Consider the following 17,382-nt stretch of genomic DNA (forward strand, 5'->3'; position numbering starts at 1 on the left):
GCCGAATCATGAAGGCCGTGTCTGCCGAAGAAGCCGTTGCGATGATCCCGAACAACGCGCGCATCATGGTCGGCGGCTTCATGGGCGTGGGCACGCCGGAGCGCCTGCTGGACGAACTGGTCCGACAGAAGAAATCGGGTCTGTCCCTCATCAGCAATGATGCGGCCACACCCGGCAAGGGTGTCGGCAAGCTGTTCGACGGCGCCCAGGTTTCGAGCATGATCGGCACCCATATCGGGCTGAATCCCAAAGCGCAGCAACAGATGCTGGGCAAGCAGATCACGGTCGACCTTATTCCGCAGGGCACCTTCGTCGAACGGATCCGCGCCGGCGGCTGCGGTCTTGGCGGCGTCCTGACGCCCACCGGCGTCGGCACGCTTGTCGAGGAAGGCAAGCAGAAGATCGAAGTCGACAGCAAGCCGTATCTGCTGGAGACCGCGCTGCGCGCCGATTTCGCGCTCGTCCACGCCTTCCTGGCCGACTACGCCGGCAACCTGTCCTATGCCCTCACTGCGCGAAACTTCAACCCGGTCATGGCGATGGCGGCGGACACGGTGATCGTGACCGCCGAGCACATTGTCCCGGTCGGCGTGATTGCTCCGGATCACGTGATCACGCCGGGACCACTGGTCGACTATCTCGTTGCGAACGGGTGAGCCATGGATGCACAAACCATCATTGCGCGTCGCGTAGCGAAGGAACTGCGGCCGGGTAACCTCGTCAATCTCGGCATCGGGATTCCGACCCTGGCTGCGAACTACGTTCCTGCAGGGCTCAACGTGTTCTTCCAGTCCGAGAACGGCTTGATCGGCACCGGCCCAATCCCCGAACAGGGTATGGCCCATCCACTGCTGACCGATGCCGGCGGCAAGCCGATCAGTGCGTTGCCGGGCGCGGCCACCTTCGATAGTGCGATGTCGTTCGGCTTGATCCGTGGCGGCCATGTCGACATCACGGTACTGGGCGGCCTGCAGGTCGACGCCACCGGGCATCTCGCTAACTGGATGATCCCGGGCAAAATGGTGCCAGGCATGGGCGGCGCCATGGATCTCGTCAGCGGTGCCAAGCGCGTCATCGTCGCCATGCAACATGCGGCCAAGGGAAAGTCGAAGATCGTGGCCAAATGCAACCTGCCGCTGACATCGGCGCGGCCGGTTGACCTTGTCGTGACCGATATGGCGGTCATCGCGTTTCCGGGTGGCAAGGCGACCCTCCTCGAAACCGCGCCGGGTCTGACGGTCGCCGAAGTGCTGGCCGTCACCGAGGCCGAACTCGCAATTCCCGATGCCGTTTCCGAAATGGCATTGTGACGGAAAGCGAGCCAGAACAAAGCGAGCAGGACCATGCGGATCTTCAACGGATTTGGCGAACTCAAGTCTGCGGTCGGCACCGAAGTCGGCGTCAGCGAATGGATCGAGATCACCCAGGAACGCATCAACAAATTCGCCGATGCGACCTGCGACGAGCAGTGGATTCACGTCGACCAAGAACGCGCGAAGGCAGAGATGCCCGGAGGCAAGACCATCGCCCACGGCCTCTTGTCGCTCAGCCTGACCCCGATGTTCATTCGCTCGGTGATGGGCCTGAAGGGATTGAAGAACACGCTCAACTATGGTGCGGACCGGATCCGCTATCTGGCGCCTGTTCCGGCTGGATCAAAGCTGCGTGGGCGCGTCGGCATTGCGGAAGCCGAAGACGTGCCGCCGAACGGCCTGAGGGTTCATTACCGCGTGGTGATCGAGATGGAGGGCGGTACCCGCCCTGCCTGCGTCGCGGAAGTCATCGGTCTGCACAACGCCTGAACCGTCACAGTGCGGCTCAGTCGATGATGTGGTAACCGCCATCGATATAGAGCACGCTGCCGGTGATCAGTTTTGCACCGTCGAGAGCCAGGAATGCCGTGGCGTTGCCGACGTCGTCGATGCTGACGAAGCTGCGCGTCGGCGCCTGCGACTGAGCCTTGTCCATCAGCTCGTCGAATTCAGGGATACCGGACGCCGCGCGCGTGGCGAGCGGACCGGGCGAAATAGCGTGAACCCGAATGCCTTTCGGCCCGAGCTCGGCTGCGACGTAGCGTACCGCGGCCTCGAGAGCGGCCTTCGCGACACCCATGACATTGTAGTTCTTCACCACCATTTGGCTGCCGTAATATGTCATGGTGAAGATCGTGCCGCCGTTCTTCATCAACGGCTCGGCCAGATGGGCCATCCGGAGGAACGACCAGCAAGACACATCCATCGTTTTCTGAAAGCCCTCGCGATCGACGTCGACGACGCGGCCATGCAAAGCGCCCTTCGGCGAGAAGGCGATCGAATGAAGCAGGAAATCAAGCTGGCCCCACTCCTTCTCGATCCGCTCGAACACCTTCTCGGTCTCTCCTTCGACCATCACGTCGAGCGGCATGAAAATCGGCGATTCCAGCGCCTTGGCCAGCGGTTCGACGTGCTTCTTGGCCTTCTCGTTCAGATATGTGACGGCGAGCTCGGCGCCGAGCGCCCGGAACGCCTTGGCGCACCCCCAGGCGATCGACTGGTCGTTGGCTATGCCGACGATCAACCCCTTCTTGCCTTTCAGCGCAACCTTGGTCTCGGGAAATACCGGGATGGTCATGACACTCTCTCGCGGTTCGGGTTTGGCGATTGCTGGTTCATGAGCAGCGTCAGCGTATGCTGCGCGATCATCAACTCTTCATCGGTCGGTACGACGTAGACGGGAATGCGGCTGTCAGACCGCGAGATCCGGGTCGCATGCTTGGCATTCTCGACCGGATCGAGGGCGGCGCCGAGCCAGGCCAGCCTCTCGGCGACCCGGCCGCGGATCGAAACGGAGTTTTCGCCGATACCCGCCGTGAAGACGAAGCCGTCGAGTCCCTCCATCGCGGCTGCCAGCATGCCGGCGTTGAGGCCGATGCGATAAACGAAATAGTCGATCGCGAATGCAGCGCGCGGGTCGGCGCTGGCCTCGAGCTCGCGCATGTCGTTGCTGACACCGGACAGGCCTTTCAAGCCACAATCGCGGTACAGGAAATCCTGAACCTGCGAGACCGACATTCCCTTCAGGGCGATCATGTACAGGACAACGCCAGGATCGATCTGGCCGGGCCGCGTTCCCATCGCGAGACCGTCGAGGGCGGTGAATCCCATTGTGCTCTCGACGCTCTTGCCTGCCTTGATCGCACACATCGAGGCCCCGCTGCCGAGATGGGCGACGATGATTCGTCCGCCGGCAATCTCGGGAGCCACCTGTGGCAGCCGCTTGGATACGTATTCGTAGGACAGGCCGTGGAAGCCGTAGCGCCTGATTCCTTCGTCGTAGAGCGCATGCGGAACGGCGTAATGGTCAGCCAGAGGATGATGGTCTCGGTGGAATGCTGTATCGAAGCAGGCGACCTGGGGCAGGCCAGGGAAATTGGTGAGCAGCGATTTGATCGGCGCCAGATTATGCGGCTGGTGCAACGGCGCCAGCGGCGCGTAGCGTTCCAGCCGGGTCACGACCGCGGGATCGATTAGCACCGGGCGCGCATGATCCGGGCCGCCGTGCACCACGCGATGGCCGACGGCGACCGGTTTGATGTTGAGCTCGTCTCTCAGCCAGGCGCCGGCGACCGACATGGCGGTCGGAACATCGGCGACCGTCTCGATCGGATAGGCACGGTCGGCAACAGGCTCGCCACTCGGACCGCTAGCACGCAGCCGCGGCCGGCTGCCGATCCCGTCCATCTGGCCTCTCAGCTGCCGGCGAAGCCTGCCCTCGCCTTCCACCGCGAAGACCTGAAACTTCACGCTGGAGGAGCCGGCATTGACGACGAGGATCGTATCCATGGCGGTCACGCAGCGGCGATGGGCGCGCTGCGGCGTCGCGCATCCGCATAGAGCGCCGCTACTGCGGCTGAAGCCATTCGGGACCGCGCGGAGTCGGCGCGCGAGGTCAGCACGACCGGCACACGAGCGCCGAGCACGATGCCGGCGCCGTCCGCCTTGGCAAAATAGGCCAGATTTTTCGCCAGCATATTGCCAGACTCGAGGTCGGGCACGACCAGGATTTGCGCCCTGCCCGCAACCTCCGACTTGATGCCCTTGATCCGCGCCGCCTCCATGTCGATCGCATTGTCAAAGGCGAGCGGGCCGTCGAGCAGAGCGCCGGTGATCTGCTTGCGGTCCGCCATCTTGCAAAGCGCAGCCGCTTCGATGGTTGACGGGATCTTCGACGTCACAGTCTCGACAGCCGACAGGATCGCGACGCGCGGCGTGGTACCGAAACCGGCCTGATTGTAGAGGTCGACAGCGTTCTGGATGATGTCGCGCTTGCCGTCGAGATCCGGGAAGATGTTGATGGCGGCGTCGGTAACGAACACCGTATCGGCGTAGGCCGGCACATCCATGACGAACACATGACTGATGCGTCGGTCGGTGCGGAGACCGCCGACCTTGGCTGTCACGCTGCGCATCAGTTCGTCGGTGTGCAGGCTCCCCTTCATCAGGACCTCGCCCCGGCCCTCATGGATCAGCTCGACGCCTCTGGCCGCCGCGGCGGCTTCCGTCGGCGGCGTATCGACAATCTCGTAATCGGAGATGTCCAGGTCGTGCTTCGCTGCCATATCCCGAATCCGTGCCGCCGGGCCGACAAGGATCGCCTTGATGATCCCGGCTTGCGCGGAATCGATCGCACCGCGCAGCGAGCTTTCGTCGCAAGGATGCACGACGACGGTGGAAACCGACGGAACTCCCTTCGCCGTCGTGATCAAGCGATCGTACTTCGATCCCGGTCGGTTTTCGCTCGTTCCGGCTGCCGTGACATCCATTGCTCTGCTCCGAGTAGCTATGAGGCCCGGGCCTTTGGATCGAAAGGGACCGTGTTGCCCTGGCCGTCGAGCCCGAACAGCCCGGCGACCTGTTTCAACCGCCTGGCCACCTCGCCGGATATGTCCGCGCTGGCCGACAACACCTCCTGGATGGCAGCAAACGCCCTGCGGCGCTCGTCCATGTTGTCAGGCAGGAGTTTTGGAATGGCCGCCAGTGCGGCATCCCGGTTGAGCAGCAGCATGAAGAACTGCTCGCGCACCAACTTCTTGAATTCCGCGAGCGTCATCCGCCCGGACTCGTCGCTTCGCCGAAGACGCCGCAACGCCTCAAGGCTGCGCTCGTCGACCATGCCACGGGCCGATCCGACATAGACCAAGGCGCGAACGCCGGCCTCTCGGAGGCCGCCGGAGCCCGTTTTCGACGATAATTCCGCGACGCGGGCTTGCAGACGCTCGCGGTGTCTTGGATCCATCTCGCGCCGTTGTGAGGGTATCGCCTGCGGATCAACACCGACTGCCGCCTGCAATGCGGGCGAACCGTAGATCGCAAGGAACATCGCTTCGCTGAGCGCCTCTTGCGAGTCACGCCACTGATCGAGAGAACCGACGATTTGCTTCGATATCTGCTCCTGGAACGCCAAAAACGGATTGTCCTTGGTGACAGGTTTGCGCGCGTCGCGCGCCTTGTCCGCGGCATTCTCGACCATCTTCATCAATGGGTTTTCGCTGCTGAACGCCTCGTATTGGAGGCGGAGCGGATGCCAATTACGCATCATCTCCGCCATCTGCGGCGTGACCATCGATTTGACCCATGGCTGCAGGTATTTCCGATAGGCGGCGAGATTCATCTCCGAGACACGCTTTGCGGTCTCGAACCGCCGTTCATCCTCGGGCGAATTCCCTCCCATTGCCCGGATGTCGTCCAGCGTGCGGGCCTCGCAGCGCATCACCCATTGCCCGACAGCAAGCTCATCATTGAGTGTATCGGCTCCCCTCGCCTCGAATGTGGCTTCGTAGAGGCCCGGTGGCAGCACGTCGATCAAGTCGATGTTGCTCGAGAACTCTGCGTGCTCCTTCTTGGCGACTCCGCCGGAAACGAAAATGCCGAGATGGCCGACCGTCTCATGCACGGTGTAGACGATGGTCTGCCCATGGGCCCTGATTTCGTCGACATCCGCATAAAGATCCAGAATCCAGTTCAACGCCTGTTGCGGAGGCGTGATATTGTCGCCTTTTGAGCAGAACACCACGATTGGCGACCGGATATTGCGCAGGTCAACTGCGGTTCCGTCGGACATCGTGACGCGACCGGCAGCCAGATTGTTGCCGATGAAGAGTTCATCGACGATGAACTGGATCTCCTCGGCGTTGAGGTTTACGTGCCCGCCCCACCACCGTTCGAACTCCAGATAGCGATCGGCCTCGGTGTCGACCTTGGAATAAACGTTGTACTGTTTGGTCCACAGCGTGTTCGACGGATTCTGGTTCTCGAAGTTCTGCACCAGCCAGGCACCGTCGAACTTGCCCGCGCCGAGGTCGCTGGAAAGCGCGGTCAACCAGCTGCCACCGAGCAGCCCCCCGGAGTAGCGCATCGGATATTTGCCATGCACGCCAGCCCAATAGGCCAGTGGCGCGCCCGCCACGATCACCGGACCGAACAGCTCCGGCCGTAACGAGGCGAGGATCATGATCGCCCATCCAGCCTGGCAGTTCCCGATCACACAGGGTTTGCCATCGGCTGCTGGATGCAGCTCGATCACCTTTTCGATGAAGATGGCTTCAGCGTGCGCTATTCGCTCGATGGTCTGGCCCGGCATCGGCTCGGGCAGGAAACCGATAAAGTAGCAGGGATGCCCTGCCCTCATCGCGACGCCAATCTCGCTGTCGGCCTTGAAGCCACCGATCCCCGGCCCATGTCCCGCGCGCGGGTCGACGACGACGAACGGCCGCCGCTCGAGGTCGATCTCCACGCCCTCTGGCGGAATTATGCGCACCAACGCATAGTTGACCGGCTGCTCCAGCTTGCGGCCATCCAGGATGAGCTCGGCGGCATAGCTCAGGACGTGGGGTGCTGTCTGAGCAACGTGCTCGCGATACTGATCGCCGCGCTGGCGCAAGATGTCTAATAGCAGAACGCTCCGCTGCCCGGCGTCCACCATATATTCCACGGCCTTGGCGACGACTCCTGACATAGGGCCGCCCGGGATTTGCGGATTGTCCAGCGACATCGTTTCGGTCCTTCCGCCAACGCCTGAATAGAACCGCTTGGCCCGCCCGGGGCGTTGACTTAAGTCAAGCCACGATCGAGGTCCTGCGTTCTTCCTTGACCCGGGAGGACAGGTCGCGCCGATGCCCGAAAATTATGCAGCGAACGAACGTCTGCGCAATGGCCGAGCTGTCACCATCCGTGCCTTACGGCCCGACGACAAAGACGACATGTTGTCCGCGATCAGCCGGACCGGCGACCGATCGCTTCAACGTCGCTTTTTCGTTCCCAAACGCCGCTTCTCGGAGAGCGAGGTCGCTTTCTTCCTGAACATCGATTTCGCCAGCCACGTCGCTTTGGTTGCGCTTACTGACGAGGATGGACACGAGGTGATCATCGGCGGAGGTCGCTATGTCGTCGCGACCGCCGGGATAGCCGAGGTCGCTTTCGTGGTGATCGACGACTACCAGGGACAGGGCGTTGCCACCTTGCTGATGCACCACCTTGCGATCCTGGCACGCAAGGCTGAGCTCAAGGAGCTGATGGCTGAAGTCCTGCCGGAGAACACGGCGATGCGAAGGGTTTTCGCCAAGTTCGGTTTTCAGGTCCGGCGCGGACCGGACCCACAGGTCGTACACCTGGCTCTATCTCTCTAGTGAGGCAGGAATTCCCCGCCCTGCGGTTCGAGATCGAGGCTCTGCCAAGTAGTAAATTAGCCTGTTCTTTCACGACCGAACGCCGCCCGAATCCTCGTGCAATAAGCTCAGCGCCGCGCGTTCGTCTTCGTGCTCCCTGCTTCTCCTTGGATGGCGATTTCAACAAGCTCTGCTTCGACCATGTTTCTCGTCCGAATGCTTCGATGTCGGAAGTGAGATCATTGTCAGGAAACTGACGCGACACAGTTTTATGAATCTCCTTCGAAATACGCGAATTAAGTTTGGCGTGCGGTTTGCTTTGTTCGGGTCATCATCACCGGTCGTCGTGCGGTGATCTTCGGGACGACCTCGCCATGCGTTACCGCCTGTCTGGTCTACTCCGACGATTTGTCATGCGGCGATGTTTAATGAGCGGGCTCGTGGCCCGGGAAAGTGCAGGCAATCTTTGATGCGAGCTCGAGTTTTTCTTTGGGGGGCCACGACAGTTGCGCTCGTCGCAAGCGGTGCAGCCAAGGCGCACCGGTCAGAAGTGACGCTGCCAAGGGCGGTCTGGGATTGGTCGGGCGGCTACATTGGCGGACACGTCGGTGGTGGACACGGTCAAACCGATTTTAGCAATCCGTATGGTTCATCAATCTATGGCGGCATCGTCGATACCCCGACGTTCCTCGCAGGTGGCCAGATCGGTTACAACTGGCAGAACAGCGGCTGGGTGTTCGGCATCGAGCTCGATGTTAGCGGCGCTGTCTCCGAGGGCACAAATACGTGCCTTGCCCCTTCGGGCTTCGTCGTCAGCGCAAACTGCAAGGCAGGTCCGAGCCTCTTTGCCAGCGGGACCGGCCGCGTCGGGTACGCCTTTGGCGCACTCGGGCACACGCTTGCCTACCTTAAGGCAGGCGTTGCCTGGCAAAACAATCGGGGCGACGTCGTCAACAACCATGAAGGCGGCAGCTTGCCCCAGGAGAAAACCCATTTCGACTATGGTCGCCTCGGTGGCGTCATCGGACTGGGCGTCGAGCGAGCCCTGACACCTGCATGGTCGGTGAATGTTGAGTATGACTATCTGCATTTTGGCGGACCAGGTGTCGCGACGGCTGCGACAGTCCAGTTCCCGTCTGCAATTCTGCCGCCGAACACAACCAATCTGTCCAGCAGCTATCACATCGGAAAGATTGGTCTGAACTACCATTTCGACGCCGACCGACGGGCGCCGCAATGGTCCGATACGTTGCCATACGCGAAGGCACCCGTCAGCGTGCCGCCCATTCCCTACGTGACCGGCTGGTCATTCGAAGGCGGCTCCCGGCTCTGGCTCAGTCGGGGACGATTCCAATGGGACCACAGTCCAGTGCCCCATGGCTGGTCTCAAGATCCCAGCATGCTCACATCGAGACTCACTTATCATGGACTGGACGGACTTTCGGGAGAGTTATTCGGCCGCCTTGATAGCCCCTGGGGAGTATTCCTGAAGAGCAATATTGGCCTCGGGCAGTTCAACAAAGGAAACATGAACGACGAAGATTGGGGCGGCTTGTATGTCAACACAATATCAGGGCAAGCAAATGGAAGGTTCACGTATTACACGGCCGACGTCGGTTACGATTTCTTGCGCGGTACCGACTACAAGGTCGGCGGATTTGTAGGCTGGACCTATTACGGCCAGAATTCGGACTCGAGGGGATGCGTGCAGATGGCAAACCCTTTTGCTTCATGTCTTAGCTCGGGTGACAACAGGGTCGTCGGCGGCGAGGATACTCAATGGAATGCGCCCCGGATCGGCATGAGCGCCGAAACCATGTTGACCGAGCGTTGGCGCGTGAGCGCTGATGTCGCGTACCTGCCCTGGACCGATTTCAAGGGGCGCGACTATCACCTCTTGCGCGACTTGACCACTTTTGTTGAACAACGCGGCAATGGCGGCGGCGGCGTGCAGATTGAAGGCATCTTGTCCTACTTCATCACCAACAACATCAGCGTCGGCGTCGGTGGCCGCTATTGGGCCATGTGGACCACAAAACACGGCGAATCTCTTTGCAGAGGTAGCGATAGCCCGTGCGTCGGCCGGCCGCCGGCATTTGCGAAGTACAGCATGGACCGCTGGGGTACGTTCTTTCAGGCCTCCTATAGGTTTTGACTGAAAAGCCCCATCTTGGCTAGCTCAAGACTACCTCACCAGCAGGCCTGCTGGTGAGCATCGACGCCGGCGGCTGAATGGGCGCCGGCCCTTAATATGTCGGGCTTGCGCTTCGCTGCGTCGAGCGCATGAGTGAGGGTCCGATTGATTAGCATGGAGTTATTGTTCGAAGATGCTGCGGTCTATGGCGAGACATTGCAGCCCACTATTCGCTGAGCACGGGGCGATTATTCTACGGCGGAAAGCCGGCGCCGGGGACCGACGTTGTGAGGCCGGAGCGTCCGGGTCGATGCGGCGGCATATCAGTACGAATTAGGCCGGGCTCTCAGCTCCTCGACGAGCCGCTGGACCTGTCGAGCTGGCGCCTTGAGATTGGCGGTCAGCTGCGAGGATCAGCATACGCGCATCACGGAAAAAGATCGCGACCCAGGTGACTCGTACGAGCCATCTCTCAATTTTAGGACGGGCGAATGGGTGACCCTTGTGCCGGCCGGTCAGCACGATCTGGAGCTGATTTCTCTGGCTTACCAACACGCCGTTCGTAATTGGCGGCCAGCTGCAACAAACGCACCTTGATGAACGGGTCAGCTTGCTCGGCAAGTTCCCGCACGGCCCGCGCCCTCTCTCTGCAAAACTCGTCGTCCATGACATCCCACCAAAATTCCCTCGCTGCTAATGCCAGTCGAGAAGCGGGACTGCATATGACCGAGGTTACACTCCAAGATAATTTTCCAGCGGTCCTAGTCAGAAAGCAACTGCGCTCGCCTCATTCAGCAACAAGCGGGACGGCGTCCTTGCCCTTTGAACCAGATGACTTTGCACGAGCAAGTCCTGTTCGGCGGAACGATCACCGTCAACCGCTCAGAACGCGGCGAAGAGATCGCCGTTCAATGCTCCGCTTCGTCCCTCTCCTCGGATGCCTCCAGGCCCAGCAGTGACAGGGCCAAATCTGTCATGGCATGATCAAACAACGGATCACGCGCAGAGCTTTCTCCAACTGGAAAAGACAATAGTTCCGCGTGAAATGTAGATTTGATCGATGCTGCGCGAGAACGATGGCATTTTTGCCAAGTCAAGTGCCGCGCGACTCGCTCCCCCGGTGCGGGTGACAGTTAAGGCACCCCTGCTTCATGCTGTCCGCCGACTGGATCGACCTTTCCTGCGGCGTCGCCGCGAGCTCTGATGGCGACTGCGAGGAGGAATAAGCGAATTTGTTGCATCCGCGACCTCTTGCGCGGCGACTTCGCTGGATGAGGGATCGATGGTCGGTCGAAGCAGCTCTCTTTGATCGGCGACCGCCCTGTCGAGCGCAGAGAGGAATTGCCGCCCCTCTTGCGTGATTTCCCAGCCGAGAGCGTCGCGAAAGACAAACTTCGCCGAAAAGATATTCAGATCCGGGGCATGTTCGGCCAACCGCTTCATGCGGTCGGTCCAGTCGCGGCCGCTGTTCATCAGGATCTCCACGGCGCGTCGGACTTCGGCAACGGAGGCCCGCCCGGTGGACTGACCGGCCAGCACTTTCAGGACGGTCAGCTGGAAGGACACTTGCCGTGTCTCCGATGGGCTGTGCGGTGCAGTTCCCCTGCAGTGGATCAAGGCCTAGGCTGCATCGTCAACAACATGGCGCCGTTAACCTCAACTATTTTGGCTAACCCGGCGCGCCGCCTCCTGAAATCGCTCGCCGGCTCATGCGCGAACGGTCCTCGCGCGGGAACGGATGTCAGCGCCGCAGGCTCGTATCGTCCATAACGGACGAACTCGCCTCGGTAAGTTTCCTGCAGAAGCGACAACACAAGCTTTGAGCCGTGAGCGACGGCGTGCAGCAAGTTGCTGTGGGCCATGGGCGGCGTACACCTCCTGCCCGCTGGGCAAGAGCGTACGGTTCGGACCCTTCATGGCACCGGGGTTATCGTGTCAGGTCCGCACTGCACCAAGGGCAAGATCCGGAACTTGCCGTGCCATCGGCGAGCGATGCCTTGATTGAAGGCTGCCATGGGCTTGCGGCAAAGCCTCAGTCGGAAGCGACGGTCGCAAAGGACGGTCCGGCGCACCATATACAAGGCATCGCCGGACAGGTGCGAGATCATAGGTTGCAGGAGGCAGCCCGGAGGTGCACTTCAATCAGCCAACCCGAAGATCCTCTGCTGACGTCTTGCCCGAGCGTCCGGCCTTGAGCTCGTAACTGACCCGAGCCCCCTCTTCGAGGGTGGTGTAACCGGCCTTTTCCACGGCACTGATGTGTACGAACACATCGGCACTTCCATCCTCCGGCCGAATAAAGCCATAACCTTTGCTGGAATTGAACCACTTCACAATACCCATTGCCACGGCGGCATCTCCATCAGTGAACCTTCGTGATCTAGCGAAGAGTCTCGCAGTCATCAAGGTGGGCGGCAAAACGACGCTCGTCCGCCGCGGCAGTCACGTCCGCAACTTTCCTGCCCGATAACTGAGATGCTGACTCTTTTGTGCAGCGGCCGTAGCAACACCCTGACGTCGGAGATGCTCGCTTTAGGGGATCGGGATTCGGATGGGTCTTCAGCCTGCGGCTCAATCATCGTGCGCCACCTTCTTACAGGAGAGCTGCAGAGCCGACGACGTCGCATCCGCATCCGGAGCCAAGCTTGCGCGAATGCTGCGCTCTCCCTTGCAGAGCCAGGCGACGGCAAGCTCCTTTGCGCAATCCGGAGCAGGATCAGAAATCCGCACCGCATCTGTACGAAACGTACACTCGCTCTTACCATTACACGCTTCTGCAAGCATATCCGTGGTGTTGCCGCGCGCTGACATCCAGCGGCAATTGCCGCCGTAGGTGCCAGAAACAACCGAAATACCCGATTGCGTAATGGCATTCCCGGCCGCACCGCGCAGTGCATACGCGGCCGCCGCACCAACAAGTGCGGCAAAGCCGACAGTTCCCAATCGCACCAGGAGCCTGCGCTGTCCCGCCGAGGCCGCCTGATAGGCGCCGCGAATTCGCCTGCGGGCCGGTACCTCGAAGCCGAAATGCAAAAGGATCGCGGCGCAAGTCGCCAAGGCGAAAGCGAGAGCGAACGCACCGAGATGGCCAAGCAGTTGGCTCACCGTTTCCCAACGCACCACCGGAAAACGCCGGAAGATGATGATGTGTATCAGATAAAGGGCAAAGCTGGCCTCACCCAGAAAGACAAGCCACCTCGCTGACAACAGCCGTCCTGCAGTGCTGCTCGGCTGAGCCGCCGCGACCAGGATGAGCGCAACCGGCGCCGCGAGAGCGATATTGTTGCGTGTAATATCGAACAGGCTCATGGAAGCCTCAAATGGCGGCTTATGGGCGGTAAACCAGAACACCCAGCTGATCGCACTGAGGCCAACAATTGCCGCGATGTCGAGCAGAGCACGAGACGGCCTGAAGTCCTGCGCCGACCACACTTCATGGAGCCGTGCCAGGCAACAGCCGAGCACGAATTCCCACACCCTGCAAAACGGCGAAAAGTAGACGATCCAGAGGATCAGCGTGTTCTTCCAGTTCGGCAGAGCCGCCTCGGTGCCATAGGCATGAAGCGCAAACAGGTTGATGCGGCCCTGCAGCATGAGCACCGCAAGGTCGATGCCAAGCTCGATTGCGACGGCTCCGACGGCGCAAACAACCGCGGCGGGCACAGTTCTGATCCGCGCAAGCAGAGGACAAACCAGCGGAAAAACGAGATAGAAGAACCACTCGGTGCTCACCGACCAGGAGACGATGCCGACCTCCTCGTACTGCCAGACGGGTGCTACACCGGCGATATTTGCGAAAAACCAGGTTTGAACCATCCCGAGTTGAAACGGGACAAGGTGCGTTGAGAATCCTTCGGCCGGCGCCTCGGTTCCGAGGAGCCACGGCCAGACAAACGGTCCAGTCAGCAATTCGACGAGAAAGAGAACAACAAACAGAGGATAGATTCGCGCTATGCGCGCCACGAGAAAGTCCGGGATCGCTTTCCGCGGGCTGCTCACAATCGAGCTGCCATAGTTATATTGAATGACAAACCCACTCAGTGTGAAGAAGACCGACATTCCGAGCAGGCCGAGTGTCCCGACGCTGATATCGAGTCCGAGGCTCGGTCCCTGCAAGAACACGCCGCCGCCGTGAGACAATGCGACCGCTGCCGCCGCGACAAACCGGATACCGGTCAGCGCGGGTATCTGCTTAACCATCGATGTCGCTCGTCATTTGCGAGGTGGGTACAAATCCTGGCGATCGATGGCACCAAAGGCTGGCGGCTGAACCCACCGCTAAAGGCAGGAAGGCTGATCGCATCGCACGAGCGTGCCATGCGATCAGCCAAACTCTTCCGGACGCTCAAATCGGCGATAAGAGCGCCCGTGCAGCTTAGTGGGTATCCGGCCAGCGCTGAAACTCTGACTTCTGGTAGGGCTGCTCGGATCGAGGTCCATATTCCGACCGGTTCTCGCCCAAGCTATGTCCCCTGACTGTCATACTTGAACCGCGCCATTGTCTCACCGGAAGCCTTCCCGAATGGGTTGCGCCAGCCAATTTGCTCCGCTGCGAAGGGAGCTTAGGGCGCAAGGTCCCGATGAAAGTCCAAGGTCAAAGCAACAGGTTGTCGTCACCGGCAGCCTCACAACGGATACATGCACCGGTTCACGTCCCACGCGGAAAAGCCGCGAGCTATCATCAGCCAGCCAACACGAGATTCGCGTGCAGCGGCGCAGTTGCACAAGGTGCCCATCCTCGCGAGACTCTTGCGACGAGGTTCGTCCTTACGCCTCCGCCACCAGCCAGCCCAAGGCAGCCGAAACCGACATCGCTACCTGAACGCTTGCAAATCGAACGGGCAGCCAATCCGAGCCGCGTGTTCAATCTTTTTGACAGCGACTGCCAAGGAATCTCACTGCGGATTGGTGCAGCAATTTACTATTCTTGTCCTGCACGACCAGACGCGCTTTCGCTTGGGTCTGGCGTGCCAGAGAAGGAAAGGAACGCGTGATGAAAAAGAAGATCGCTGAGATCAAGACCACGATCCGCACCACCACTCCGTACACGGGTACGCTCTAGGTTGGTGCGACGGATGCCTGGATGCATCTACCTGATGAGATGAGCGCATAGCGGCATCGGAGGGTGGTCGTTTCGACCACCCTCTTTCGCGACAGTTCGGGAGAGTAAAATGGTTGATCTGATCCAGCAGCGCGTGGTTTCAGCCATATCAGCATCCGTCGAGCTCAGCGCGATTACGATTTTGAAGGCGGAAGCGGGCATGGCGCCGCTGCCGACGATCAAATCGGCACTCGCGAGCTCCCATTATAACTTCTCTATCACTGACGGCGACTGGCGGACCGGCGGCTATCTTGCCGGGCTGCAAACGCTCATTGACGCCGAACTAAGGTGGGCCAAACAAAATAGGCCCAAACTGGTTGAGGCGGCACAACAATCCTTGAAGCGGCTATTCCCCCTCCTAAACAGCGACGCCTTCACTGTGCCGAAGGATCTCACCAATACCTCAAGCAAGGAGGAGCGTACCCGGTTCTATCATCATGAATATCAAAACAAGCTCCTGGTCGGACTGGCCGAATTCCTGGTCAACTGCGCCCGACAGCTCAACGAGCGTCACATCATCGTCATCGATCGGGCGGCGGCCCTGTCCGGCTCGGCCAAGAATCTGATCAAGCTCCTCGTCAGGCTGGACGACGATGCGCGGCTGTTTCGCTTCGTTCTGATCGATTATGAACAACGTCTCTATTTCCCGGACGCCAGCGAGGTTCATTTCGGCAGATATAGCTCGCAAGAGCTAGGTTCGATCCTTGACCGAGACCTGCCCGCCGAGAATCGACGGCAGATCTATGAGGCAAGTGGCGGCAATCCGTTGATCGCGGAGGCTCTGAGCAAATGCGCTGCGGCAGGATTACCAGTCGTCGGCTATCTCGACCCGACAGCGACGGTGGACCTCTATCTGGCCAGCCTCAACACCGGGGAACGCCACAGCCTTCTCAAATCATACATCGAATCCAACTGCACTGCGCCCGATCTGATCGCGCAGCGGAACTATGCGATCTTCGAGCAGGCCACCGCAGATCATCTGCACGAGCAGTTGCACCACGCGTGCCTGGAGCGTTATCTGGCGGGCAAGGCGCCTCTCGTCATGCTTCATGCGCTATCGGTACGGGACAAGTACAAGCGCCTGGAGCTGCTTGCAGAACCAAGTCAGATCCTCCAGAGCATTGGCCTGTACGATCTCTGGTTTGGCTATTTCGGAGAGATTTTCGCCGATCCCGCGCTTCGCACCTACGGCTCCGGAGATGCTAGCGTGAATGCCGCCTTCATCAACGCGGCTTTTGTGCTGTACTCACTCGGCTGCGGGCGGGTATCGGTTCCCTATCTGGATGAATTCTATAAAACATTCCCAAAGAGCCGATACACGCCAACGGTTCTCTATGCCCAATCAATGACGTATGGACGCTATCAACAGCCGGTCAACCTCACGCTGGCCGAAGAGTACGCGTTAAGGAACCTGGAGACCATCGAACGGGGTTTCAGGGAGCACGACAAGTACGACTACATCAAGGTGTTTGCAGAGAACGCCTATGCCTACATCAAGGCCAAACAGCAGAAGTACGACGAAGCCCTCGCTCTTTGCGCCGAAGGCCTTGGCAAGATGCTGAAGGCGTATGGCGACGAGCGCTTCAAGCTTCATCAATCGATTCTGGTCTACAACACCAGTCAGGTCTATGAACTCATCGACGAACTTCCTCGGGCTGAGAAGCAGCTGCGTGAGGCCATTGCCTATGATCCCTACTATGGAGAGTATCACAACGACCTGGGGAACCTGCTTTCGAAAGTGGCTGGACGGGAAGCTGAGGCTCTGGAGGCCTATGCGCGCGCCATTGAACTTTGCCCACCCTATTATGAGGCTCACCTGAACAGGGCCGCCCTTCGCAGCAGAATGGGAGATGCCGCTGGCGCACTCGCCGATCTCGACAGGACACTTGTCATCAAGCCAAACGAATGGCGGGCTCACTTCGAGAAGGGCAACATCTTGCTGCGGCAGGACAGGCCGAAAGCTGCGCTGGAGTCCTATCTGGCGGCAGCCGAGATCAATGCCAAAAACCCCGACCTACAGAGCAATATCGGCCTCGCCTACTCCGAGCTTGGCAAGGCGCACGAGAGCATCGCGCACTATGTTCGAGCCCTTGAACTCAACCCGCGGCATGCGCTCACCCACAACAATCTCGCCATCGAATACTTTAACGAGGGCCGGCCGGATATTTCATTGAACCATGCGACGGTCGCTGTCGAGATCGGGGGAGATCCAGACTACCTCCTCACCCGCGAGCACATCGAGAAAAGCCTGCAAGCTGACCTTGCCTCGCGGCGGGACCGGGTTTCTGCATCTTCCGCGAAGCCTAAGTGAGCTTGCGGCTCATGGCACTCTTTCCATTCGAGCAGCGAGAGACAGGATCGCTCAGGAAATGATGGCTGCATCTCAGAGCTTCGGCTGGGCCTAGCGGATGCTGTCGCAGGACGCGCTGCAACACAGACCGACCGGCAAGGAAAGCGCCTTGGCAGGCCTTGTCGCGAGTGACCGAACGCCACAGGGAGGTATAG

The 17,382-nt window shown here is 60.1% G+C and carries 14 protein-coding genes; 6 read left to right on the plus strand and 8 right to left on the minus strand.

From position 1 onward, the window contains the following. Positions 1-8: 8 nt before the first annotated feature. The 3 genes from ACVMB0_RS37625 to ACVMB0_RS37635 are packed head-to-tail and all read left to right on the plus strand — an operon-like array spanning position 9 to position 1,802. Positions 9-656 carry a CoA transferase subunit A gene (locus tag ACVMB0_RS37625; protein WP_461349481.1) on the plus strand — a complete coding sequence of 216 codons (648 nt, stop codon included), beginning with the start codon at positions 9-11 and terminating at the stop codon, positions 654-656. 3 nt (positions 657-659) lie between these two features. Next, positions 660-1,310, plus strand: coding sequence for a 3-oxoacid CoA-transferase subunit B (locus ACVMB0_RS37630; protein ID WP_461349482.1), 651 nt, complete (start codon positions 660-662; stop codon positions 1,308-1,310). Between the two features lie 33 nt (positions 1,311-1,343). Further along, positions 1,344-1,802 (plus strand): MaoC family dehydratase, encoded by a 459-nt coding sequence (locus ACVMB0_RS37635; RefSeq protein ID WP_461349483.1) that lies wholly within the window; start codon positions 1,344-1,346, stop codon positions 1,800-1,802. A 16-nt stretch (positions 1,803-1,818) separates the two neighbouring features. Here the strand turns inward: ACVMB0_RS37635 and fabI are convergent, their stop codons facing one another. From fabI to ACVMB0_RS37655, 4 genes are read right to left on the minus strand one after another with little or no spacing between them, the layout of a single operon-like run. Further along, entirely contained in the window at positions 1,819-2,610 is a 792-nt protein-coding gene (gene fabI / locus ACVMB0_RS37640) for an enoyl-ACP reductase FabI (protein ID WP_461349484.1), read from the minus strand. Continuing rightward, entirely contained in the window at positions 2,607-3,821 is a 1,215-nt protein-coding gene (locus tag ACVMB0_RS37645; RefSeq protein ID WP_461349485.1) for an acetate/propionate family kinase, read from the minus strand. Before ACVMB0_RS37645 ends, fabI begins: the two co-directional genes overlap by 4 nt. A gap of 5 nt (positions 3,822-3,826) precedes the next feature. Continuing rightward, positions 3,827-4,801 (minus strand): phosphate acetyltransferase, encoded by a 975-nt coding sequence (locus ACVMB0_RS37650; RefSeq protein WP_461349486.1) that lies wholly within the window; start codon positions 4,799-4,801, stop codon positions 3,827-3,829. Positions 4,802-4,818: 17 nt separating this feature from the next. After that, positions 4,819-7,029, minus strand: coding sequence for a DUF3141 domain-containing protein (locus tag ACVMB0_RS37655; protein ID WP_461349487.1), 2,211 nt, complete (start codon positions 7,027-7,029; stop codon positions 4,819-4,821). Between the two features lie 121 nt (positions 7,030-7,150). On the opposite strand from ACVMB0_RS37655, the gene ACVMB0_RS37660 reads away from it, so the two are divergent. Continuing rightward, positions 7,151-7,663, plus strand: coding sequence for a GNAT family N-acetyltransferase (locus tag ACVMB0_RS37660; protein WP_461349488.1), 513 nt, complete (start codon positions 7,151-7,153; stop codon positions 7,661-7,663). A 385-nt stretch (positions 7,664-8,048) separates the two neighbouring features. Then, on the plus strand, positions 8,049-9,797 hold the full coding sequence (locus ACVMB0_RS37665) for an outer membrane beta-barrel protein (RefSeq protein WP_461349785.1): 1,749 nt from the start codon (positions 8,049-8,051) through the stop codon (positions 9,795-9,797). A 457-nt stretch (positions 9,798-10,254) separates the two neighbouring features. Here the strand turns inward: ACVMB0_RS37665 and ACVMB0_RS37670 are convergent, their stop codons facing one another. The 4 genes from ACVMB0_RS37670 to ACVMB0_RS37685 all read right to left on the minus strand — a co-directional run bounded on the left by ACVMB0_RS37670 (position 10,255) and on the right by ACVMB0_RS37685 (position 13,976). Beyond that, a complete protein-coding gene (locus ACVMB0_RS37670) occupies positions 10,255-10,443 on the minus strand; it encodes a hypothetical protein (protein ID WP_461349489.1) in 189 nt (62 codons plus the stop codon). A 482-nt stretch (positions 10,444-10,925) separates the two neighbouring features. Beyond that, positions 10,926-11,342 carry a hypothetical protein gene (locus tag ACVMB0_RS37675; RefSeq protein WP_461349490.1) on the minus strand — a complete coding sequence of 139 codons (417 nt, stop codon included), beginning with the start codon at positions 11,340-11,342 and terminating at the stop codon, positions 10,926-10,928. A 576-nt stretch (positions 11,343-11,918) separates the two neighbouring features. After that, positions 11,919-12,125 carry a cold-shock protein gene (locus ACVMB0_RS37680; protein ID WP_050424578.1) on the minus strand — a complete coding sequence of 69 codons (207 nt, stop codon included), beginning with the start codon at positions 12,123-12,125 and terminating at the stop codon, positions 11,919-11,921. A 222-nt stretch (positions 12,126-12,347) separates the two neighbouring features. After that, a complete protein-coding gene (locus tag ACVMB0_RS37685; protein WP_461349491.1) occupies positions 12,348-13,976 on the minus strand; it encodes an acyltransferase family protein in 1,629 nt (542 codons plus the stop codon). Positions 13,977-14,947: 971 nt separating this feature from the next. Between ACVMB0_RS37685 and ACVMB0_RS37690 the strand changes: the two genes are divergently transcribed. Beyond that, positions 14,948-17,188: a tetratricopeptide repeat protein gene (locus ACVMB0_RS37690; RefSeq protein WP_461349492.1), complete on the plus strand. Its 2,241-nt coding sequence runs from the start codon at positions 14,948-14,950 to the stop codon at positions 17,186-17,188. The last annotated feature ends 194 nt before the right edge of the window (positions 17,189-17,382 follow it).

It is taken from the genome of Bradyrhizobium sp. USDA 4451 (assembly GCF_054822585.1).